This is a genomic window from Ruegeria sp. CF1, assembly GCF_056537445.1.
Genome location: NZ_JBQFRN010000009.1, coordinates 22333 through 45814, shown reverse-complemented (window position 1 = coordinate 45814; position 23482 = coordinate 22333). Strand labels below are relative to the sequence as shown.

General features: G+C 51.9%; 14 protein-coding genes and 1 tRNA gene. 6 read left to right on the top strand and 9 right to left on the bottom strand.

Annotated features, from left to right (window positions below; all coding sequences use genetic code 11):
* Position 1: 1 nt before the first annotated feature.
* A complete protein-coding gene (locus tag ACRZ96_RS15445; protein ID WP_480814811.1) occupies positions 2 to 2485 on the top strand; it encodes a sigma factor-like helix-turn-helix DNA-binding protein in 2484 nt (827 codons plus the stop codon).
* Positions 2486 to 2675: 190 nt separating this feature from the next.
* On the opposite strand, the gene ACRZ96_RS15440 is transcribed toward ACRZ96_RS15445, so the two are convergent.
* Entirely contained in the window at positions 2676 to 3287 is a 612-nt protein-coding gene (locus tag ACRZ96_RS15440; protein ID WP_480814810.1) for a recombinase family protein, read from the bottom strand.
* 501 nt (positions 3288 to 3788) lie between these two features.
* Here ACRZ96_RS15440 and ACRZ96_RS15435 point away from each other — a divergent pair.
* Together ACRZ96_RS15435 and ACRZ96_RS15430 are read left to right on the top strand one after the other, a co-directional pair.
* Positions 3789 to 4778, top strand: a complete 990-nt coding sequence (locus ACRZ96_RS15435) for a hypothetical protein (protein ID WP_480814809.1) — start codon at positions 3789 to 3791, stop codon at positions 4776 to 4778.
* Between the two features lie 145 nt (positions 4779 to 4923).
* Complete coding sequence (locus tag ACRZ96_RS15430; RefSeq protein ID WP_480814808.1) at positions 4924 to 5994, top strand: hypothetical protein; 1071 nt, start codon at positions 4924 to 4926, stop codon at positions 5992 to 5994.
* Positions 5995 to 6236: 242 nt separating this feature from the next.
* On the opposite strand, the gene ACRZ96_RS15425 is transcribed toward ACRZ96_RS15430, so the two are convergent.
* From ACRZ96_RS15425 to ACRZ96_RS15400, 6 genes are all read right to left on the bottom strand, one after another.
* Positions 6237 to 7292 (bottom strand): AAA family ATPase, encoded by a 1056-nt coding sequence (locus tag ACRZ96_RS15425; protein WP_480814807.1) that lies wholly within the window; start codon positions 7290 to 7292, stop codon positions 6237 to 6239.
* Positions 7293 to 7479: 187 nt separating this feature from the next.
* On the bottom strand, positions 7480 to 9069 hold the full coding sequence (locus tag ACRZ96_RS15420) for a hypothetical protein (protein WP_480814806.1): 1590 nt from the start codon (positions 9067 to 9069) through the stop codon (positions 7480 to 7482).
* A 431-nt stretch (positions 9070 to 9500) separates the two neighbouring features.
* Positions 9501 to 10793, bottom strand: coding sequence for an McrC family protein (locus ACRZ96_RS15415; protein WP_480814805.1), 1293 nt, complete (start codon positions 10791 to 10793; stop codon positions 9501 to 9503).
* A gap of 6 nt (positions 10794 to 10799) precedes the next feature.
* A complete protein-coding gene (locus ACRZ96_RS15410; protein ID WP_480814804.1) occupies positions 10800 to 13208 on the bottom strand; it encodes an AAA family ATPase in 2409 nt (802 codons plus the stop codon).
* A gap of 495 nt (positions 13209 to 13703) precedes the next feature.
* Positions 13704 to 13892 (bottom strand): hypothetical protein, encoded by a 189-nt coding sequence (locus tag ACRZ96_RS15405; RefSeq protein WP_170342507.1) that lies wholly within the window; start codon positions 13890 to 13892, stop codon positions 13704 to 13706.
* A 1055-nt stretch (positions 13893 to 14947) separates the two neighbouring features.
* A tRNA-Leu gene (locus tag ACRZ96_RS15400) sits at positions 14948 to 15034 on the bottom strand.
* Between the two features lie 198 nt (positions 15035 to 15232).
* On the opposite strand from ACRZ96_RS15400, the gene ACRZ96_RS15395 reads away from it, so the two are divergent.
* Positions 15233 to 16216 carry a complex I NDUFA9 subunit family protein gene (locus ACRZ96_RS15395; protein WP_480814803.1) on the top strand — a complete coding sequence of 328 codons (984 nt, stop codon included), beginning with the start codon at positions 15233 to 15235 and terminating at the stop codon, positions 16214 to 16216.
* Here the strand turns inward: ACRZ96_RS15395 and ACRZ96_RS15390 are convergent, their stop codons facing one another.
* Both ACRZ96_RS15390 and ACRZ96_RS15385 read right to left on the bottom strand, forming a co-directional pair.
* Positions 16217 to 17020: an undecaprenyl-diphosphate phosphatase gene (locus ACRZ96_RS15390; RefSeq protein WP_480814802.1), complete on the bottom strand. Its 804-nt coding sequence runs from the start codon at positions 17018 to 17020 to the stop codon at positions 16217 to 16219.
* Positions 17021 to 17236: a hypothetical protein gene (locus ACRZ96_RS15385; RefSeq protein ID WP_480814801.1), complete on the bottom strand. Its 216-nt coding sequence runs from the start codon at positions 17234 to 17236 to the stop codon at positions 17021 to 17023.
* A 12-nt stretch (positions 17237 to 17248) separates the two neighbouring features.
* Here ACRZ96_RS15385 and ACRZ96_RS15380 point away from each other — a divergent pair, with 12 nt between their 5' ends.
* Positions 17249 to 18682: an NAD(P)-dependent oxidoreductase gene (locus ACRZ96_RS15380; protein ID WP_480814800.1), complete on the top strand. Its 1434-nt coding sequence runs from the start codon at positions 17249 to 17251 to the stop codon at positions 18680 to 18682.
* A 109-nt stretch (positions 18683 to 18791) separates the two neighbouring features.
* Entirely contained in the window at positions 18792 to 23324 is a 4533-nt protein-coding gene (gltB, locus tag ACRZ96_RS15375) for a glutamate synthase large subunit (protein ID WP_480791477.1), read from the top strand.
* Positions 23325 to 23482: the final 158 nt, after the last annotated feature.

The window sequence follows — 23482 nt, the reverse complement described above, 5'->3', positions numbered from 1 at the left end:
TGTGTCTAGCCCACTTCGTGCATTCTTAATGTTTTTTCCAGCAGAAGGTACGCCGACCAACGGCGTCTTCTCTGACCTAGGAAACATTGTTGAGGCCTGGGCCAAAAACAATGATCAGTACGCGGGATCTGTTTTGCACATCGGCTTTGAGAGAATTGCACCTAGGCATTTTCTCAATGTTGCGAGAAAATTCCCTGGCAAGTTGCTAGTAACTTCCGGCGCCAAATTTGCGTTGCCTCGTGGGTACACAGCTACGGAATCTCCTGTTGGTTTTGTTTTTGAAGAGCCTGTTTTTCTAGCGTTGTCCGGTTGGGGTTATTCGGTAGATGGCTCTGAAGTTGAAAGTGCAGAGATTCCGGGTGTAGCGAGCATTAGTCGAGTTCCATCACAGACAGACTATAGTACAACGGCAAAAAAGCGGGTCATTTGGCTTGACGGATATCTAAGTATCTATCCAGACGAAGAAGAGAAGATAGATAAAGTCGGGATCTTTGATGAGGATTCATATCTGGAATACGAAAGTCAACTTCCAATTGGCATTAGAAAATCCCTTGGGCAGTTTCGCTTCAATCATTTGATATTAGGGAACTCAAACGATCCGTGTGCCTTTGCTCGGTTTGCTCCGCCTTGGCTGAAAGAACGTTCATTCGATACACTTAAATTGACCGTTAGACTGGCCAATGTCTTTGAGCAAGAAGGCTTAAAGGTGGTCGCTGATTTGGCGGATTGGAAATTGGCAGAACTCGAGCGACTAAGAAACTTTGGAAGAAAAAGTGTTCGCGACTTACTCGAGGTCTTAAATCAAGGTTTGGCTGATGGCCCATTTTCACAAGAAGCACTAATTGAATTGGAGGCTGAAACTAATTTTCTCGTTAGTCTAATAAAGTCTATTGGAAAATTGGAGGAACGTGAAAGGGACATCCTCGAGAAAAGAATGGGGCTTTCTGCCGCCCCCAAAACTCTTAACCAAATAGGTGAGGAGTATGGGGTTTCGCGAGAACGAATTCGACAGGTAGAATCTAAGGCTGTGAAAAAAATCATTGCCCAGGAACTCTGGGATGATCTTTTCGTGAGGAAACTTTCGAAGCAATTGGAAGAGCGAGATTTTCCAATGTCGATAGCCGGGTTGGAAAATGTTGATGATTGGTTCTCGGGTGTCTCTGAAAAACGCTCGGTTTTTGAATATTGGCTTAAAGCTATGCCCGGTTTGGAGGCCTACGTTGTTGAAATAGAGGAAATTCAATATTTAGCTCCATTTGATCAAGAGGACTGGGAAACAATGGTTCGTGATGCTCGAAACCTGCTCAAAAGTGGAGTGGGCTTGGCCTGGACCTTTGAACAGTCTCAACAGTTTGTTCAGTCGTTGTTGGGCGTAAAGGGTCGCGAGTTTGGGGACCTCCTTTGGAAGGCGTCTAGTTCTCTTTGCCATTTTCAGGAAACCTCTAACGGAACGGTGTTGCAAAGCTTTGGCCGCGGAGCAGAGCAACTTATTCTCGCGGTTTTAGAGCAAAGTTCGGTCCCGCTGCACTTTTCAGAGATTCCTGAGTTGGTTCAAAAAGCCAGTGGAAGCGAGATGGATGTTAGAAGAGCACAATCCGCTGTCGGGAACGTTGGTATTCTTCTCGGAAGAGGCACTTACGGGCTCAGAAAGCACATAAATCTCTCTGACGATGACTTTGTTTATCTGGGTGACATCGCGGAGGAGGTAATTCAAAGTGGCCTGCCTGAAAGACAATGGCATTCTTCTGAATTACTAGCAATTATATCTGAAAACCTTGGGCCGAGATTTTCAGACGTTGACCAATACATCGTAAGCGCATCTCTCAAAGACAGGGATAATGTTGATGATTTGGGACGGCTAGTTTGGCGCCAAAAAACTAGCGCTTCTAGTTCTGATCGTAGCCGGATTGACATACGGCAGGCGCTAATTTCTATCTTGCAAGACGCTGGCCATCCTCTGCACTCTACCGAGCTTAGGAAAAGGCTCAATAGAGTCCGTGGAACAAATAGTTTCTTTCAGATTGTGCCAAGCGATCCGCTCATTCGAGTAGGCACTTCGATCTGGGGAATCAATGATCGCGATGTTTTGGTAAAGCGAGACTCGCAAGATCAAATGATCGAGTATGCAATCGAGGAGCTGAGTAGTCTCGGCCATGGGATTCATGTAAGCGAAACATCAAAGTTTTTGCCGAAAATACCTAAGATGGATCCGGAAGCAATTTTTAGTTTGTTGCTTTTGTCACCGAAAATCCAAAACAGCGTTGGCCGATACCTGTACCTGTCCGAATGGGGCGAAGCAAGGCGTCTGTCGGTCCCAGAGGCACTGGATAAAGTCTTACAGGAGTCTGAGGGGGGATGCAGTTTAGATTATCTTCATTTCTGGGTTTCTGAAAAAATGCAAAGAGATTGTGATCGTACGGCTGTTTCGGGAGCCCTACAAAACAGCGGTGCGAGCGTTGATGAAAACGGGTATTGGAGCCTGTAGTCATGCAAGTGAATTACGCAAATACAGGCTACTTTCTAGCGATTTAGGAGTCCGCTTTGACCAGCTGTATTGTGTGCTCGATAACTGACCCGGCATTTCCACCCTGTTTCATCCTTATAGTTTCGGCAAACCGGCCCTGGAACCAAGGTTGTCGAAACGCTAAAAAATGCAAACCGACGATAACCTGAGTTTAACCCGTCTCAGCCGCCTGTCTTTGCTTTAGAGCCACCATGCCTGGTCGAACTTGAAATCCCAACTCCTTCCCAATCGAATACACGGTACTCCTGGAGATCTGCATTTCTCTGGCAATTTGAGCAACAGGCAGTCTCAGTTCCAAGCGGCGCCGTACATCTTCTCGGTTCACAGAAGGCTTCCGACCTTTGTACTTCCCTGCGACCTTAGCCTTTGCGATGCCTTCTTTCTGACGCTTTCGGATGATGGATCTTTCAAATTGGGCAAATGCTCCAAGCATGTGCATCTGCAAGGTTGCCACAGCATCGTCTTTGTCAGGGTTGCCTGAGAACTTCAGGTTTTCACTGATGAAGTGAACGCTCGCCCCAGCCTGACTGATTGTTTGCACGATATCCAAAAGATCAACCATGGATCGAGCCAGCCTGTCGATGGACCAAACGTGCACTTCGTCGCCAGTCCAAAGGAAGTCAAGCATCTTGGCAAGCTCGGGACGATTCATTGAACCTCCAGAACGCTTTTCTTCAAAAACGCGATCACAAAAGCTGAGATCTTGACGATCAAGGTTCTGCTCGTCGGAACTCACACGGCGATAACCGATTTTTCTACCCACTGAATATCCCCTGTTCGATTTACCTCTAGAGTATAATCGAAAAGTGTTAAGCTGAATTATACATAACTCTGTTTGGACACAATATGGCGTATTTTCAATTCGGCCGATGTGTCGTCTTAGCGTCCACTCAATTTTGACAACCAGGACCATCAGCGGTTGCAGTCAGGCCACATACTAACCGAGGCTGCTCTCAGGTCTGAGACGACAATCGCACCGTTAGAGTAAATCAGCCTAGGTGGAATTTGAGCTACCGTGTGTGCCCATATACTTTTGGCTCTGCGTCGATTTCCCGTTCGCGGCATCTTTGGCGGAAAAAAACATAAAAAGGGCACTTCTTCGCAATCATCATGGCGAGGTAGTCATACATACAACCCTGATTGAATCTTTGGAGAAGCAATTGAGGCAGGCTTTTAGTTGAGATCAAAGAGGCTACTAAAACTAATTCTTTCCGCTTTGCTTGTGGGCTCCCTTACTCTTACGGCGCTGAACATTTGGCAAATCGTGAATAATCCGGCATCTACCCTATTAGTAGAGAGCGGGTTGGATGAGTTGCGACAAAAATACGAACAAGCGTTGTCCAAAGCGGCTTCACCGGAACTAATCGAGCAAAGGCTAAGCGCCAGATTGAGCGAAACACCAAGAGACTGGATCGCAATTGAAGCTCTGCAAGGAGTGGCAGAAGATAAAAACATCGAACTGAAGGAAGCCACAAAAGAGCAAATCCAAGCAGCTAAATCCGAAGACTTTGGGTTTTTTAAGACATCCGGGAAATGCTTAAAATGCGCTTTGGATGCTGCGCAGTGCGAACTGTCCGCAGTTTTGCTTTGCCAAGCGTCTGTAGCTTTTACTCCAATCGGGGATGTTGGCGGTGTTGGGAAGGGAGTATACGACTACTACACGGGTCAAGACGTGGATGAGGTTGACGTCATTCTGTCGGTGGTTGGGCTTACAGCGGTCGCAGCTGCTTACCCTTCCGCGGGCACGTCGCTGTCAATTAAGGCGGGCACCGGGATGGCAAAACTTATGAACTCTGTCGGTGCTTTGCCTACGAGTATCAGAAAGCAGCTCGTCCGCTCCTTTAAAGACGGGGTCGAGTGGAGCCAGGTGAAAAGTGCCCGAAGTACTGAAGATCTTCGTGCACTAATAAAACCGGCGGTGTTGAATGAAACGGTTGAGATGGTTTCGCACATCGGCAAGATAAGTGGCAGTATGAGTACCATCGACGCGATTTACGTCGTTAAACGGGTGGATGGAATAGAGGATCTCGCACCAATATCCCGTGCTTCAGAGGCTTTAAAAGGAAAGACGGTTGGCGCGATGGAAGTAATGGGAAAAAACAAGTTCATTCGCACCACAATGAAATGGTCCGATGAAGCCACGTCGGTGATTTTGGGTCTCGTTGGACTTTTGTCGGCCCTTGTTGGCTTGTTCTGGTCGGTACTAACGTCTGCGATGCTGCGTGTAGCTCGCAGGACAGCAAGCAAAAGTTGATCGCTGTCTCTGACAGGTTTCCACTCTGATTGAATATTACTCAGAAGCAGGTCCTTCCATTATTCGGCTTTTGGGTTGGGGTGACTTCCCAAGCTAGCTCTGCCATCAGTGCTCTCACCCACTTCGTAAAACACTGAGCACTTAAATGTTTGTACCTGCTCCTGACGCATTTGCAGAAATACTGAAGATGGATACCACTAAGTGGTTTTCACCGGGCAAGCGGATTGAAGGGAAAGGGGGTAACGCGGCCGACAAGCGGTACATTTCCCGAACCCAGAAAGCTCTCAGGGACAAGTTTCAGGCTGGCCAACTCACAGCGGCTTTGTCCGAGAAGCACATAGGAAAGTTCGTAAAGCGATTCGGCGATAGATCCGCACCATTGGTGGAATTTCGAGATCGCATTAAATCATCGTCCGATTGGCGGGATACCGCGATCATTTCAGGACAGCTTGCCGCTGGTGAAATCGCGGGAGGGCTCCCAAAGACAAGGTCAAATCTCAAGGCGTTGATTGAATTCAGGAAACTAGAATACATCTCATGGGTTCTGCGAAAAAGACTCTACTATGAACAAGAAACCAAATGGGATCTGGAAATTGCGGCACCTTCTAGAATACTGAACTCGCGCACATATCAGGCTTTCAGATCTCCTGCTGCCTTTGAAGTATGGAAATCTATCCCGTTCCCGGTACTTCACCCTTGCGAGTTCCTTACGCTTGGCTACGTCCTGCAACAGGTAACCCAACAAAGGCGAATGCTCAGTGACGTGTCCATTCAGGAATATCCGTCACAGGTCAAAACCATATTTGTAGAAAACTATCTCCTCAAAAATAGTCAATGGCCTGACAAGCCGACGATGTGGGAAGCCACCCCCATAGATCGAATAAAAACGTTTACTGAAAGGAACGGAAGCCCGTTCATTGATACCTTTGTTCAATACATAGAACTGGTCGATCACAGCAAAAACCCAAAGCTCGCTTCAGTTAGCCCCGAGCATAGGAACGCGATTAACAGTTATATTCGATCATCTTTGTTTTTGATTTCAGTCTTCTGCTGCTTTGCAATCAGAATGAGGCAAGATTGGAAATATTGGGAACAGACTGCTCTAGGAACTGGTTTCGAATACGCAGATTTGATCCGCGACTTTCAAGATTTTGAAAGAGGGGTGCAACCCAACAGCTGCACCCCTTCCAAAAAAACTCAACTCGTTACGCTGTAATCAGTTTTGAATTACTTACTCTTGCCGCCCCCTGGAGGGTTGTTTGAACGTCCTCCGCCAGACGGATTTCTGGTGGTCGCCGGCCAGCCACCTGCGTTACCTTGACCTTTTCCTTTTGCCATTTTGCATTCCTTTGTTGTGTTCAATGAAGAGAAGTCTTCCAGCTCCTCTCAAGAACGTTTTAGCTTTGCAGGTGTAAGCTAGGCAAAAGGCATGCAGGGACAAAAATGCCAGTTCGCCGACTAGTGTTTCAACGGCAATGTCTCCAGCCGCTGGACTTCCTCCAGAAGCTTAACAACCAAGCGAACGCTGACAGCGTTGTTGTTGATGGGCATCTGGATCGCTTGCCAAATCTGATCCATGCATTCCTCCGGCAACAACCGCCTTTCGACTTCATTTTCAATGAAGTTAGCCAATTGGGCTCTGTTCGGCGGATCGATGTGGATTGTACGCACGCGAGATCGAAGCAATGCCGGAAGAACGCTAGAATCATTAGCAGTCATCAACCAGTTGATCCGACTCATATCAAAACCAATTTGAAAATATGGACAGTGCCAATCAACGGCCGAAACTGGCTCCAACAGGCCCAGCAAAGCAGTATGCATGGATGTGCTGTGACCACTAGTACCGAAGGCAGTTCCCGCTTTATCGACCTCATCAATAACGACCACTGGGTTCGCCACCTGTGTAGACAGCATGGTTTTCAGAGGCCGCCCACATTCGGCACCACCCCAGCCTCGGCTCAATCCAGCAACAGGAAACCCTTCTGAACTTGCGCCTCCATCAATGTGAACAACCGGCAAATTAGAAAGTTCTGCAACCCGACGAACAAGGTGAGTTTTCCCCAATCCAGCTCCGCCAATCAATAGCGTGGGCCTCAATCTCAAACCTGGCCCATGCTCAATGACATTGTGGCGCATGTCCAACCAGATTTCATGGATAACCCGCTGCATCCAAGGCAACTCATCATACAACATTGCTGCGATTTCATCGACTTGATGTTCCGTTGACGGGCCACCCACCGCAACGCCGTTCATGACAGGCCGCAACATCTTTCTGTCAGCTCGGGACAGATGCCGACCTTGAGAATACTTGCCACGGGCTTCGATAATTTTCTTTGCGCGACGGCGGATCGTGTCAGTGTCCTGCCATGTCACTCGCTTAGGCTCTTCGGTTTTGCCTTCTTTGCAGCTTGAGTACCGGAGCGCTTCCAAGTGGTTCCTCAAACGTCTTTCAATGTCATCATCTTCGGTTTCGAACAGCTTTAGATCGGTAAGCAACGGAACAATTCTTGGCATGTGAACACCTTCACGCGAGTGTCGCAGGTGATGAAATCCAAGGAGGTTTGTTTGGAAACTCTAAGCCTGCATTCAATAGATATCGACCAGCAAAACTGCTGGTCATATCAGATGAATGAGGGTCCGGTTTCTGTTCATTCGTGTAACATATTGTAATATTGATAGAAGTACAATGGGTAGCCTGAGTTTAGTTGGTAAAAGTACCTGAAGATGGCCTTGTGGTTTTGCCGGAAATTCTATTCTTCAAATTTTTGAACCAATTTAATACTCTGCTCATTCTGGAAGCCCAACGTCTCAGAGTCCTCGCAAATCCCTTCTGGCCAAATCTTCCTCGTTGAACCCTCTTTTGGCATCGGGATCTTTGCTCACGCTCCTTTTGAATTTGCCGGAGTGTCTTCAGAACGTTTGGCGAGGCGATTACCGTGTAACTCTGAACATCAGCATCACGGAACAATCGAATGATGTCATCGGCCATCGGAGCAAGGAATTCTTTCAGATCGAAGGGTTTTCCAGTGTTCACCTCCCAGGCAAGTCGAGCGATCCGATTGGCCTCAAACAGACTACCCTGAACACCCTCCCCCGAACTAGGCTCAAAGGATTTTTCACAGAAGCCTTGGACGTACCCAAAAGCCATCAGGCGGCCATCTGGCGACGCGACAGGACGACCGCAGCCACAGTAGATATTATTCGCATTGTCCCCGGTCTTTGGCTTCTGCGTGTCTTGCCTCCTGCCCCCCTTGCAATCCAACTGTTCAATGGCCCCTGGTTCGCGCCTAACAACTTTTTCCACCAGACAGACAGAAAGACGGCCAGTGTTTTCACATTGGGAGAATTTCGCGCGTCGCCCCTGCGCCTTTAGTTCCTGCACTGTCTCTTTAAGCGAACCTTCCGTTCTTGTAAGACGCCGCCCCTTGGAGACAGCCAGATAAGCTTCGAACACCTTTTTGTTTTCAGACGTGGCAATCTCATATGCGGTCGTGCTTGGCTTGGTTCCATATCGGATGGATCGGGCGACATCCCGATGTGCAATGCGTATTAGATGAACGCCGGCCTTACTTTGCAACCAAGGAGAATTCTCCTTGATGAATGCCAATGCTCTTCGACGATGTACATCACCAAGATCGAAGGTGAGGAAAATATGAAAATGCAGGTAGAAAGATTCCGTTTCAGGCTGAAATGGCGCTTCCAACTGAACATACACAAAGTCGCCCATGCCGGATTTTCTGAGCGCAGTTTTGAGCTTGTTCATGCGTTTAAATGCCAGAGCGACACCATCGTCATAGCTGTCAATCGAAACACGGCTCTCCAGGGCCGGAAATGTCAGCGCTGCCAACTGCGCCCTGCCCTGCACTTTGGTTTCATAGTGGTATTGGAGATTGGCCGCTGTCTGTGTTGCATCCACCATGGCAACTGAAGGCAATCGCTTGTCGTGTTTGAATGCTGGGTAGCAAATTGCCAGGTATTCGTTGTCTGGCAAACCTAGCAGAAACTGTGCCGCTTTCTTCTTGCCGGGCCTGTATAAGTCGTGACCTACTTCAGCCGCGATCTCGGCAACAACAGCCGACATTTTCCGATACCTTTCGGAACCTGAACCGAGGCGGAAACCGCCGTGATATTCAACTTTTCTTCCTACCTGGCGCAGCGTTTTTGGTGGGAGCACCTCATGGCCATGGATGTGCTTTGCTTGTCCACTGTTCTGCTTGAGTGGTTGGTGATCACGCCTTCGTTGCGCACATCTTCTTTGTTCGCGGGATTGGCCCGCGTTGTTCTTTTTCACAACCTGTTTCTTTCGCCCACGGACCAAAGGACGGCTGTTGTTTCGAGCTATTTTGACTCCGTGCCTCTGATCACAATTTCTCGCGAACGGGGCTTTGTCACTCCGACTTCAGGGATGTGGCCACGACCTCTGCTCGCCAGAAAGCAAATGGCACAAAGTCGGTTTAAAACTTCTAAAAGGATTGATGGCGTTTACATCATATTGAAGATATTGCGGAACCAAAGGCGGCTGAATCTCAACACCCGATTTAGCTTTCTACCATGAGCCAAATACTTGTTGTTTAACGCCAATCGAACAGAGTGGCGGTTCGATTGGCTACAAGTCTGCAAACGCTATCTTGCGACCACATCCCTGACTTTTGTAGGTCAAGATGATTGGCACGGGCTGTGGCCAAGGCATATCAAAAATCTCAAATCTGATGATTTGGCCTTTCAAGAAACTGGGCTCCCTGCATGCTCTTCGGGCGCAATCTGCTCAAACAATTCTCGCCACCGCACTGGTGATCGCTTCTTTGAAATGTCCACTGTCGCAATCGTTAGGGGCAACTCAGAACCCGTCACAGACCATCTGCGCAGGACGCCCTCTGATCTTCTCAGGGCAGCGTGGTGCGGATACAGGAGCACGAGCCGCGGTCTTGCTCCGTTAGCCGCATAACTATGGCCATAGGCAAGCATCTGATAGATGTCGGACTGAGCAACGCCAAGCTTCTGAGTGTCACCAGTATCGAGCTGCTTCCACTTCGTATCGATGATGACCGGCTCGTTTTTGTATTCGATGACAATGTCAGGAATCATGCGGAAGAGTTGGTTGCTCAGCGCATGATGTTTGAAATGCTGCTTATGAACGATACCTCGTCCAAGTGTCTGTTGAGCACGCCGAGCAATATAGCGTTCAAACAGGTCGTTCATCGGGAACAATAGTGCTGTCCCGGTCGTGTTTCCCGAAGTTGTGTTTTGCCAGTCACCGCTTAGCAAAAGTCGCGCCAAAGGTATGATGTCTGCAAACGCTGCTGCGCTTCGATCACTCTGAATTGGTTCCGCAAGTGGTCTGTGGGATCGGCCAACGTGCCGGAACGTATCGAGGATTGTTTGCAGGAGCCTTTGCGTCTCAGAACTCCTACTGATACCACGCAAGCGCAGCGCCGCTGCTTTCAGTAGACGGTTCAGCGGCGTGTTTTCCGACAGTTCATCGAATTCACAGAAGAGCTTTGTCGGCGCGACAGGTCGCTTTGTTAGCTGTTGCCCGATGTTGATGTTGCCACGCACAAATGGAAGGTCATCCTCGTGCCGCATGTAGTGGCGCTGTAGCCCGCCCTTCATCGCTTTTGTCAGCCTGCGGGCGAAAAGCGCAATAAGTAGTTCCAAGAGGTCTCGTCGCTGCCTCTGAAGCTGTGCCAACTCGCCATCTGAAACCCGAAGATCGTTCACCACGGAAAGCATTCGGATAAGAGCAAGTCGGCTCTCCGACCCAGTGCCATCGATTTTTGGGAGGATTTCCAAAGATCGGCTCTGGAAACTCAAGACACCGCAGACTTGACCCGCCTTGAGCCCTCCAACCACACGATTGAGTACAGCGCCTTCTGGCAGCCTTAGGTCTCTAGCAGCTCGTTCAGCTGTTTTAAGAAATGTCTCGGCCTCATGCTGCCGAAGGCCATCGTCACCAATTGGGAAGACGCCCCACTCGCGCTTGATCAATGTCGACTGATGCTTGGCGGATTGGGCCATAAGTGGTTAGCCCGTCTGTTGCTGCACAGAACTGATCAGTTCCTCATAGGCCTCACGCCCGTATTGACCGAGTTCAAGATAGTTATCGACATATCTAAACCGTTCATCCTCGTAGGCATCATCGACACCGGGTGGGGATGAGATGCGCTCTCTGCGAAGGAAGGCGTTTCCACCTCCGAGAATAGCCCGCACGCGACCGAGGTCCTCGTGAAAGTACTCTCGCAAAAGCGGGATGATCTTGTTAGCGATCACCTCGTCTAGCTGCTCCAAGCTTTCGACGCTCGTGAAGTATCCGTGGCCAATCAGATGATCTGCGCCGAGATACCATTCGAGGCGTTTGTTGATTGCCTCAAGCACGCTGTCCAAACCGATATCTTCAACCACGATGTCGCTAAGAATTTCCGGCTTGGGGGGAAGTTCTTCGAAGCGGAAACGGCGACGGAGGGCAGTGTCGAGCAGTGCAATCGACCGGTCAGCAGTGTTCATTGTCCCAACAATGTGCAGGTTCGGTGGGAGCGTGAAGTGATCCCCCGAATAAGGCAACGTAACAGTCAATTCGTTGAGAGCACTCGCTCGCTTGTCCTCTTCAAGTAGCGTTATCAGTTCGCCTAAGACCTTGGAGATATTGGCCCGGTTGATCTCGTCGATAATCAACACATGGGGAGGGTGCGGGGTATCGGTCGTTGCGGGCTCAAGGTATGCGAGCAGGTTGGGCCAGTTAATCTTGTTGGGAAACAGCTGATAGATCGATTGCTGCGAGAAATTGCTCGCGTATATGTCTTCGACCTCGATGCCACTGTCGTCGTCCGCCTGCCAACGCCATTCAACTTCCCTGCGGTGATGGTAACGAGCATCGGGATCGAATTTGTATGGGCCAGACACGACGCCGACCGCACGAACCCTTTTGTTACCCTGGCTGGCAATGACGATATCACCCGGCCGCATGTTGTTGCGTAGCTGGTTGAGCATCTCGATGTTTGGGTTCTTGCCCGTTGCTTCTTCCTCACCCGGTTCTTCACGCCAACGATCATAGACGGCGTTGTAGCTTCCGAATTTGGGGTCGGACCAGTCGATCTTGCCGCCGTAGCCCAGAGAGACTAACCCCTTTTCATGAGCCTCGGTTCGAATGTCTTCGTCCTCAGGGTCCCATGCTCGACCCAGCGACACCTTGAATATTCGCCGGTCAGAATAATCCGCTTGAGTGTTCGCCTTTGCAGGGCGCTGTCGTGCCCGCTCCGCGATGCGCTTCAGTACCCCTGGACGAGCAACCAGCCTAAACCCTGCCGACTGCACGCCATCCGTATCATCATCGTTGCCAGTTTCGGGCCGGAGTCCTTCGATGAACTCCTCGTAGCTGTAACTCTGATGGAATGTGACAAATTCAATTCGTCGCTCCTGATAGAGTTCGTCATATCGCTTCATGACATCTTCACGTTTCGTAGGAGCATGACCATCGCATATCAAAACTGCTCTCTTCGCGGTTTCATAGGTCTTTCCGGTCCCCGGAGGCCCATAAAGGATTGTATTGAGTGAACGTGAGGCAGGTCGCTTAACGCTACCGTCATCTCCATTTCTGGCATCTGCCTTCTTCGGGGGTGTGACAACAGCGTCCGGAGATGGCTTCCACCGTTCGACGACACCTTCCATATAGAAATCGATGGGTTTGCCCAGTTCGCTTTCGAGGCTTTGCCGAAGCTCTTTCAGCGATTGGTCGATTTCGACGAGATCGCGCTTCCGTACGTCTTTAAGAGGAACGTCCTCAAAGGCCGCAAGGATTGCGTGCTTGTCGCGAACAGTGCTTATGCGCTCGAAGTCATCTGGGAACAGTAGGTTGGCAAGGATGTGCCTAAACTGCCGGTTTTCGCCATCAGAGACCGAGGTTAGCCAACGAGCGAAGTCCCAAGATGATGACGCAAGCTGTGTTTGTTCCTCCGAGGGTTTCGTCTTGAATTCACGCAATGCGTTGATTGCGAAAACGAACTCACGCCAACGGTGGGTGTTGTATGCTGTGCCTGTGTGCCCGAGGCCGCCCAACGTAGCATCGGAAAGCATCGGCTGGTCTCCTGGGAGAGTTTCTCCAGACCATGACCAAATTAGCTGAACATCTTTCCGTTTCTTGGGTTCTGAGATGCGTGAAGCGAACAGCAGTATGAGCCAGTGAAGCTCTGACATAAGCTGTTTACACTGCGGCGAACCACCGGAAAGCTGCGCCTCTAGCTTCTCAAAGAAGTCACCTTCTCCCGTGTCCAGGTTCTGGACAAAACGTTCATCGAGCTCGTCGAGGAGCTCTTTGGTCCATAGATTGTTATTAGAAGAGAAGATTGAGCCGTCACCGAGGAGGCAGGTGTCAAGCCAGGTTTCAGCTGCTGCGTAAACGGCTTCTGCGCTTTCTTCATGTGGGTTAAATCGTGCCATTTTTGCTCGCGTTTATTAAGTCAGGAAGCCAAATGAAAACATAAGCATAACGTAAATCGCACGAACATGCACCTTTGCATAGCGTCGTAATAAAGCTGAGTGGTGAGGTGCTCCAAACTTCCTAGACACCTGCCTTTTCCAGTTTGATCTGTCTTTCTTCGAAAGCAACGGGCGGAAGCAAGCAGGGTTTGTACGCGCACTCTGACGGAAAGTCCGCGTCCTCATCGAGACAAGGGCGCGGGCGCGCTCGCAGAGAATGCCTGGAAACCGCCCTTCGCGTTAATAGCGCCAGAGAAAGACAGGTAACTTTGCCTTGATGATTGTGTAGATTTTCTTGAGCCTAGAGTATCAGCGACATCTTATAGAAAACATCTGTATTCCTGCGGTTTCAAAAGCGAACAAAAACTAAATCTTAGGTCGTCCCCCAATTACTTCGTCCAAAAGAAACCAAATTGTTGAGTTAAGAACACATTTTTCAACGGCCCGTTTTGCCGCCTATTTTTCTCTCGGATCAAAACGACCAGCAGCCTCTTCCGCCTTTAAACCTGCTGCCACAAGCGCCCGGATCGCAGCAGAGCGTCCATAGATCGAATTCTGGTGAGTATACTTTCGAATGAGTGCCAGCTCATCTTCGGTCATTAGTATTTGCAACCTCTTAGGAGGTGTATCTGACAGTTTTTCCATAACGCATAGCTATCACTATACACACTGTGAGTCAAATGTTGACACACCACTTGAATCATCATACACACAATACACATCATGTAATGCTTAAAGTTCAGGAGGCAGCAATGCTCTCAAATCTCCAGACTCAGTTTCATCGAATGCATGAAGTTTGCGTAGTTTTGTACGTATGCAATTTTGTGTTGGAGTATGCGCAGAAAGCGTACGGAATCTAGCAATTCGATCTTCGGCCGAAACGCCGCTAGCACGAACCGGTATGCCAAAAGTATGCCAAAAACCAATACCGCCCCAAAAATGCCAGTAAAATATGGGACTTCAGACTATGTAGGTCCAATCCATCACTGGCGGCATCGCAACCAAACTTTTGGAGATCAGCGTGGTGTTCCGGAGCGTTTGCCTTTTTGAAGGTGCCGGAATGGTAGCCTGCTGCCGATATGACGCCGCAAGCCACCGACCAAGCCAAAGGCACAAATACCTTAACATTTGATAAACCTGACAAAGTTTAAAACTGGGCACGACAACAATAGAGGCACAGCCCATGCAGGTTTCGATAAAAGACTTAGAAAATTACAAGATTTATGTAGCAAAGGCTATTCAAAGTCGGGCAGACGGCGAATTTTACATACCAATCTTTGAAAGGCTTGAGCGAGAAATCAACGACCGGCGTAAAAACCTAGATACGATGTCCAGAATACGAGCTATCGCGAACATGAGTTAGCTTGCAGCCCAAGCTTACCATTAACTCACCAACATCCTGGATGCCGCTGACGTCTCGTCGGCGGCATTTTTCTTACTTGGAGCTCTCAGCATTAAAAAGTGAGTGGGTTCCTTTCATCAAAAAGTGCAGGGGTGGGATTGGAGCATTCCGACCACCTTTGCATCGATTCTGGGTATTGTTTAGGTGGGAATTTCTGCTTGCTATGTGGCGACAAGGAAACACGCAAAAATACCTTAGTGTGCTACAAAATGTGATACAGCTGCCGCACGAAAAACTACCTGTTTCCCTAGTAAATCTACCAGAAACAATGGATTAGCTAGATATTGTACATGAGTTATGGTGCCCAGGAGAGGACTCGAACCTCCACGTCCATACGGACACTAGCACCTGAAGCTAGCGCGTCTACCAATTCCGCCACCTGGGCAGGTGTCGTGGAGGGGCGTTTAAGCTGACTGGCAGGGGGCGTCAACCAGATTCGGGGGTGTTTTTGAAAGTTTTTTGATGCGTGCCCCAACTTCTGGTTCACGCGACGGATTTTCAGAGAAGCGCGGCGTTATTGCGCCTTGTTCGACGGGCTCGTGGGCGCTAGATCAATTCAGACCAAGACAGCAGGAGCGCCATCATGTCGAAACTCGTCACGATTTACGGTGGATCGGGCTTTGTCGGCCGATATATCGCGCGGCGTATGGCTGCCGAAGGCTGGCGTGTCCGCGTCGCTGTACGGCGGCCCAATGAAGCGATGTTCGTCAGACCCTATGGCGCGGTTGGTCAGGTCGAGCCTATCTTGTGCAATATCCGTGATGACGCCTCGGTCGCTGCAGCGATGCATGGTGTGGACGCAGTGGTGAATTGCGTAGGCGTATTGAATGAGCTGGGCAAGAATGCGTTCGACGCAGTGCAGGCCGAAGGTGCCGAACGGATCGCCCGGCTGGCGGCCGCTCAGGGTATCGACCGCATGGTTCATATCTCGGCCATCGGTGTGGATCCCGAATCCGACAGCGAATATGCGCGCACCAAAGCGCAGGGCGAGGCGGGCGTTTTGCAACACATGCCGGGTGCCGTCATTCTGCGCCCATCAGTCATTTTCGGCACCGAAGACCAGTTTTTCAACCGCTTCGCAGGAATGACACGGATGAGCCCGTTCCTGCCGCTCGTTGGGGCGGAAACGAAATTTCAACCTGTCTATGTCGATGATGTTGCGCAAGCGGCAGTTCAAGGCGTTCTGGGCAAAGCGTCTGCCGGTGTTTATGAACTGGGCGGGCCAGAGGTAAAGAGTTTCCGCGCGTTGATGCAGCAGATGCTCGACGTAATTCATCGCCGCCGGATCATCATCGGGATGCCTTTCTGGGCGGCGAAAATCATGGCGGGTGTGTTGGATATCGCGAAGTTCGTCAGTTTTCAGTTGTTTCCGAACAATATCCTGACTCGTGACCAGCTTAAAAATTTGCGGCGCGATAATGTGGCGGCGGATGACGCTAAAGGTTTTTCAGACCTCGGGATCGAGCCCGCGACGTTGGAATCGGTTCTGCCAGAATATCTGTGGAAATTCCGCCCCGCGGGCCAGTATGACGATATTCAGAACTCGGCCAAGAACCTGCGCATCTGATCAGCTATAGGCGATCATTAGCAGTATTGCTCCGAGGATGACCCGGTAGATCACATAGGGTGTGAAACTGACGCTGCGCAGAAGCCGCATCATCAGGTTAAGCGCGAGCAGAGCCGAAACAAAGGCGAAGGCTGCGGCAATCGCTCCGTCCTTGGCCAGCTGTGTATCTGCCTCACGGACGACATCGATCGAAAGCAGGACGCCCGAAGCGATGATCGTTGGTATCGACATCAGCATGGCAATCCGCGCACCATCTTCGCGTGTATAGCCAAGCTGGCGAGCGCCTGTGATCGTAATCCCCGAGCGTGAAGTCCCCGGGATTAAGGCCAACATCTGCCACAGCCCCATGATCATTGCGTCCTTTAAGCCCCAGTCCGAACTACGTTTGGTTTGTACCCCCTTTTGATCCATCCAATACAGCACTAACCCGAAGCCAAGCATCGCCCATCCGATGACGGCGACTGAACGCAGAGCCTGCTCAAGCCCCGTCAGGTACACGATCCCGCCCGCAATGACTGTCGGAATCGTGGCGATGACCAAGCCCAGTGCCAACCGCGCCTGAGGCGTCTCAATTCGTCCTCGGATAATTTGTGGTATCCCGGCTAGGGCTTGTTTCACATCTGACCAGAAATAAAGAATAACCGCGCCAAGTGTTCCTACATGGACGGCGACATCGATTGCCAGGCCTTGATCAACCGCGCCAGTCAGGCGGGGCAACAGGATCAGGTGCCCGGATGAAGATACAGGCAAGAATTCGGTGACGCCCTGAATGATCGCCACAAGAATCAAGTGAAAAAGGTTCATCTACTCTGCCGGTACCGTGCTCGTTTTGTTGAGAACAATGGGTATAAGCGGGCAACGGGAAAGTGAAGTGCTCAGATAGGTCCGAATCGGAACTAAAAACACGACAAATTTTTCTGAAAAAACATCGAGCGATGCAGTTTTCTCAATATAGGTCAGTACAGTTGACTTTTCATCCAGAATGACTTCACTTAAAGAACCCTGACCAAGCCAATTCATGGAGTCTGACCCGTGGCCAAGCAACCGATGCTGAAATTTGTGCAGATCGATCGTGTCATGCCTGAAAAGCGTGCCGCCAGTGACCGCAAAGAGGACTTCGATGAAATCTATGCCGAGTACGCCGCGGAGAAGGCGGCCGAACAGGCCAGCCGATGCAGCCAGTGCGGAGTGCCCTATTGCCAGTCCCATTGTCCGCTGCACAACAATATCCCTGATTGGCTGAACCTGACGGCAACCGGGCGGTTGGAAGAGGCGTATCAAACAAGCCAGGCTACCAACACTTTCCCTGAAATCTGCGGCCGCATCTGCCCACAGGACCGTCTGTGCGAAGGCAATTGCGTGATCGAGCAATCGGGCCACGGTACGGTCACCATCGGCTCGATCGAGAAATACATTACCGATACAGCCTGGGATAAAGGCTGGGTTAAACCCGTTCAGCCCCGTGCCGAGCGCGACGAAAGCGTGGGTATCATTGGCGGTGGACCCGGTGGATTGGCAGCGGCGGATATGCTGCGCCGGGCGGGTGTTCAGGTCACGGTCTATGATCGTTATGACCGTGCGGGGGGGCTGCTGATGTACGGCATTCCCGGTTTCAAGCTGGAAAAGGATATCGTCCAACGCCGAAATGACCTGCTGGCAGACGGTGGTGTTGCATTTGAGCTGAACTGCGATGTGGACGCCGCGAAATTCGCGGAAATCCACGCGAAACATGATGCGGTGATTATTGCAACGGGCGTCTACAAATCCCGTGATCTGTCCATGCCCGGCAGCGGTCTGGGTGGGATTGAAAAGGCGATCGATTTTCTGACAGCCTCGAATCGCAAAAGTTTTGGCGATGCGGTTGATGACTTCGACAATGGCCGCCTGAACGCGGAAGGTAAGAAAGTGGTCGTCATCGGCGGGGGCGATACCGCAATGGATTGCGTGCGCACGTCGATTCGTCAGGGTGCGACGTCGGTCAAATGCCTCTATCGTCGGGACCGCGCCAATATGCCGGGCTCGCAGCGTGAGACCCAGAATGCCGAGGAAGAAGGCGTGATCTTCGAATGGCTTAGCGCACCCAAAGGCTTTACCGGCGATGAGCAGGTAAACGGTGTCATGGTGCAGAAGATGCGTCTGGGCCAGCCCGATGCCTCGGGCCGTCAGGCTCCCGAAGTGATTGAGGGCGCAGACTATGTCGAAGAGGCCGATCTGGTGATCAAGGCGCTTGGATTCGAACCCGAAGACCTGCCCACCCTGTTTGGTCAACCCGATCTACCCGTGACCCGCTGGGGTACCGTCAAAGCCGCGTTCCAGACCGGTGCGACCGAGATGGAGGGCGTTTATGCCATCGGCGACATCGTGCGCGGTGCTTCGCTGGTGGTCTGGGCGATCCGTGACGGGCGCGATTGCGCAGATGCCATAATTGAGCGTTTTAACGCCAAATCCGCCATCGCAGCCGAGTGAAACAAAACGCAAAAGCAATTCGAAAAATCCCAGCGGGTATGCGTTCGAAAGCGAACGCCGACAGATGAACAAAAGCCTGTGTGCCCCCTTGGGAAGAAGGAGACAGCCAATGACCAAATATGATGCCGATTGGGTGCGGGCCGAAGAAGCCAAGCGCAAATGGATGGCAGAAAACGGTCTCTATTCAGAGGAAGAAGAGCATTCCTCATGCGGTGTGGGCCTTGTTGTGTCCGTCGATGGTAAGCCGTCACGCAAGGTGGTGGATGCCGGGATCGATGCGCTAAAGGCAATCTGGCATCGCGGCGCGGTGGATGCGGACGGTAAAACCGGGGATGGCGCAGGTATCCATGTGCAGATCCCGGTCCCATTCTTCTATGATCAGATTCGTCGCACGGGTCATGAACCAAACTTGGATGAACTGGTTGCTGTCGGTCAGGTTTTCCTGCCCCGCACGGATTTTGGCGCGCAGGAACAATGCCGGACTATAGTGGAAACCGAAGTTCTGCGCATGGGTTACTATATTTATGGCTGGCGACATGTGCCGGTTGATGTGACCTGTCTGGGCGAAAAGGCCAACGCGACCCGGCCCGAGATTGAGCAAATCCTGATCTCGAACTCCAAAGGCGTGGATGAAGAGACATTCGAGCGTGAGCTCTATGTCATTCGTCGCCGTATTGAAAAAGCGGCGCTGGCCGCAGGAATCTCGGGGCTGTATCTGGCGTCGCTGTCTTGCCGGTCGATCATCTATAAAGGCATGATGCTGGCCGAGCAGGTCGCTGTTTTCTACCCCGACCTGATGGATGAGCGGTTCGAGTCCGCTTTTGCGATTTACCACCAGCGCTATTCGACCAACACGTTCCCGCAATGGTGGCTGGCCCAGCCCTTCCGTATGTTGGCCCACAACGGTGAGATCAACACGCTGAAAGGCAACATCAACTGGATGAAAAGCCACGAGATCCGCATGACCTCGGATAGCTTTGGCGTCTATGCCGAGGATATCAAACCGATTATAGCGGGCGGATCGTCGGATTCCGCCGCATTAGACTCGGTATTCGAGGTCTTGGTGCGTGCGGGGCGCTCGGCGCCGATGGCGAAAACCATGCTGGTTCCGGAAAGCTGGTCCAAGCAAGCTATCGAGCTGCCGCAAAGCTGGCGCGACATGTATTCCTACTGCAATTCAGTGATGGAACCTTGGGATGGCCCTGCTGCGCTGGCAATGACGGATGGCCGCTGGGTATGTGCCGGTTTGGATCGGAACGGTCTGCGCCCGATGCGCTATGTGGTAACCGGCGATGGTCTGGTCATCGCGGGGTCCGAGGCGGGTATGGTGCCGATTGATGAGGCCACCGTGACCGAAAAAGGCGCGCTGGGACCGGGCCAGATGCTGGCTGTCGATATGAAAAAGGGCAAGCTGTTCCGCGACAAGCAGATCAAGGACAAACTGGCCCGAGCACTGCCGTTTGGCGACTGGGTCGGCAAGATCAACGATCTGGACGAGTCACTTGCGGGCGTGACGGAACACCCGAAATTCATCGGAGAAGAACTGCGCAAGCGTCAGATCGCGGCCGGGTATTCTGTAGAAGACCTAGAACAGATTCTTGCCCCGATGGCAGAGGACGGCAAAGAGGCGCTGGCTTCGATGGGGGATGATACGCCCTCGGCTGTTCTGTCCAAGCAATACCGCCCGCTTAGCCACTTTTTCCGGCAGAACTTCAGCCAGGTGACGAACCCTCCGATCGACAGTTTGCGTGAATACCGTGTGATGTCGCTGAAGACGCGGTTCGGCAACCTTAAGAACGTGCTGGACGAAGACAGCAGCCAGACCGAGATCATCGTTCTGGAAAGCCCCTTTGTCGGCAATGCACAATGGGACACCCTGGTCAATCAACTGGGTTCACCCCTTGCGGAGATCGATTGTAGCTTTGAACCCGGCCGAGGCGCTCTGAGCGCCGCCTTGGCACGTGTTAGAGCCGAAGCAGAGGAAGCCGTGCGCTCGGGCGCGGGTCACTTGGTTCTGTCTGACATGAATTCAGGGCAAGGTCGTGTGGCGATGCCGATGATCCTGGCCACCAGTGCTGTGCATTCGCATTTGACCCGTCAGGGTTTGCGGACCTTTTGTTCGCTGAACGTGCGGTCTGCTGAATGTGTTGATCCTCATTACTTTGCGGTTCTGATCGGCTGTGGCGCGACTGTTGTGAACGCCTATCTGGCCGAAGATTCACTGGCTGATCGCATTGACCGTGGTCTGCTGGACGGCACCCTGACCGAAAACGTTGCGCGCTATCGCGAAGCCATCGACCAGGGTCTGCTGAAGATCATGGCCAAGATGGGTATTTCGGTGATCTCGTCCTATCGCGGTGGTCTGAATTTCGAAGCCGTGGGTCTCAGCCGCGCGATGGTGGCCGAGTATTTCCCGGGTATGACCAGTCGTATCTCCGGCATCGGTGTCACCGGCATTCAGACCAAAGTCGAAGAAATCCATGCCAAAGCGTGGGACAGCGGTCTGGATGTTCTGCCCATCGGTGGTTTCTACAAAGCGCGTAAATCGGGTGAGACCCACGCGTGGGAAGCAACCTCGATGCACATGATGCAAATGGCCTGTAACCGTGCCTCGTACGAGCTGTGGAAGCAGTATTCGGCCAAGATGCAGTCCAATCCTCCGATTCACTTGCGCGATCTGATGGATTTCAAGCCGCTGGGCAAGCCGGTGCCGATCGAAGAGGTCGAATCGATCACTTCAATCCGCAAACGCTTTGTCACTCCAGGCATGTCGCTGGGCGCCCTCAGCCCCGAGGCGCACAAGACACTGAACGTGGCGATGAACCGGATTGGCGCGAAGTCGGATTCCGGCGAAGGTGGTGAAGACCCGGCGCATTTTGTGCCTGAACCCAACGGTGACAACCCGTCGGCCAAGATCAAACAGGTGGCCTCGGGCCGGTTCGGCGTGACCGCCGAATACCTGAACCAGTGCGAAGAGCTTGAGATCAAGGTCGCCCAAGGCGCGAAACCGGGTGAGGGCGGTCAGCTGCCGGGTATGAAAGTCACAGACCTGATCGCGCGTCTGCGGCATTCTACCAAGGGCGTGACCCTGATCTCACCGCCGCCGCACCACGACATCTACTCGATCGAGGATTTGGCGCAGCTGATCTATGACCTGAAACAGATCAACCCGCGCTGCAAAGTGACGGTTAAGCTGGTGGCGTCCTCGGGCGTTGGCACGATTGCTGCCGGTGTGGCCAAGGCGAAAGCGGATATTATCCTTATTTCGGGTCACAATGGCGGCACTGGGGCCTCACCTGCGACCAGCATCAAATATGCCGGCCTGCCATGGGAAATGGGCCTGACCGAAGCCCATCAGGTTCTGGCGATGAACAACCTGCGCGACCGTGTGACTCTGCGGACGGATGGTGGCCTGCGCACCGGTCGTGACATCGTCATGGCCGCGATGATGGGCGCTGAGGAATACGGCATCGGTACCGCCGCCCTGATCGCAATGGGCTGTATTATGGTGCGTCAGTGCCAGTCGAACACCTGTCCGGTGGGCGTGTGTACGCAGGACGAATCGTTACGTGCCAGGTTTACTGGCAACGCGGACAAGGTGGTGAACCTGATCACCTTCTACGCACAGGAAGTGCGAGAACTGCTGGCTAGCCTCGGCGCACGTTCGATTGACGAAATCATCGGTCGTGCTGATCTGCTAGCACAGGTCAGCCGCGGATCGGCGCATCTGGATGATCTGGACCTCAACCCGCTGTTGATCACCGTCGATGGCGCACATGATATCGTCTACAACCGCGACAAGGATCGTAATGCAGTGCCGGATACGCTGGATGCCGAGATTGTGCGCGATGCGGCGCGATTCCTGAAAGACGGTGAGAAGATGCAACTATCTTACGCGGTGCAGAACACGCATCGGACCGTGGGTACACGTGTCTCAAGCCACATCGTCCAGAATTTCGGCATGCGGAACACGTTCCAGGACAATCACTTGCATGTGAAACTGCAGGGTTCGGCCGGCCAGTCGCTGGGGGCTTTTGCCGCTCCAGGTCTCAAGCTGGAGGTCTCGGGTGATGCCAACGACTATGTCGGCAAGGGGCTTTCGGGCGGCATGATCGTTGTGCGGCCCCCGCAGGTGAGCCCCCTCAAGGCGGAATATAACACCATCATTGGCAACACCGTCCTATACGGTGCCACCGATGGCCACCTATTTGCAGCAGGCCGCGCAGGTGAGCGGTTCGCGGTGCGAAATTCAGGTGCCAGAGTGGTGATCGAAGGCTGCGGCTCGAACGGATGTGAATACATGACCGGCGGCGTTGCGGTTATTCTCGGCGATATCGGTGCCAACTTTGGTGCGGGGATGACGGGTGGTATGGCTTATCTGTACGACCCCGAAGGCAAGGCCGAAGCGCTGATGAACATGGAGACGCTTGTCACCTGTCCGGTGACAGTGGACCATTGGGAAGATCAGCTGAAAGCAATGATCGAGCGCCATGTTGCGGAAACCAATAGCCGCAAAGCCATTGATATCTTACAGCATTGGGATGTGGAAAAGACCAACTTCCTGCAGGTTTGCCCAAAAGAGATGTTGAACAAGCTCAGTCATCCTCTGACCACCGAAGTGGCGGCGGTTCCTGCAGAATAGGTCTTGAGAGATCTAAATCTTTGGCCCGGCGTGTCGTTCCCAACACGCCGGGTATTCTTTTGTCTGGCCATATTGTTTCCAATTCTTGTGTAATGCCGTGCATAACGCCTAGCTTTAGTCATAGTTTATTCGGGAAATGCAGGCATGCTGCTATCCCA

What these genes read in the sequence shown, in the direction of transcription:
- ACRZ96_RS15430 (WP_480814808.1), top strand. Translation starts at nt 4,924, where the DNA reads ATGTTTGTACCTGCTCCTGACGCATTTGCAGAAATACTGAAGATGGAT.
- ACRZ96_RS15425 (WP_480814807.1), bottom strand. Translation starts at nt 7,292, where the DNA reads ATGCCAAGAATTGTTCCGTTGCTTACCGATCTAAAGCTGTTCGAAACC.
- ACRZ96_RS15415 (WP_480814805.1), bottom strand. Translation starts at nt 10,793, where the DNA reads ATGGCCCAATCCGCCAAGCATCAGTCGACATTGATCAAGCGCGAGTGG.
- ACRZ96_RS15410 (WP_480814804.1), bottom strand. Translation starts at nt 13,208, where the DNA reads ATGGCACGATTTAACCCACATGAAGAAAGCGCAGAAGCCGTTTACGCA.
- ACRZ96_RS15405 (WP_170342507.1), bottom strand. Translation starts at nt 13,892, where the DNA reads ATGGAAAAACTGTCAGATACACCTCCTAAGAGGTTGCAAATACTAATG.
- ACRZ96_RS15395 (WP_480814803.1), top strand. Translation starts at nt 15,233, where the DNA reads ATGTCGAAACTCGTCACGATTTACGGTGGATCGGGCTTTGTCGGCCGA.
- ACRZ96_RS15390 (WP_480814802.1), bottom strand. Translation starts at nt 17,020, where the DNA reads ATGAACCTTTTTCACTTGATTCTTGTGGCGATCATTCAGGGCGTCACC.
- ACRZ96_RS15385 (WP_480814801.1), bottom strand. Translation starts at nt 17,236, where the DNA reads ATGAATTGGCTTGGTCAGGGTTCTTTAAGTGAAGTCATTCTGGATGAA.
- gltB (WP_480791477.1), top strand. Translation starts at nt 18,792, where the DNA reads ATGACCAAATATGATGCCGATTGGGTGCGGGCCGAAGAAGCCAAGCGC.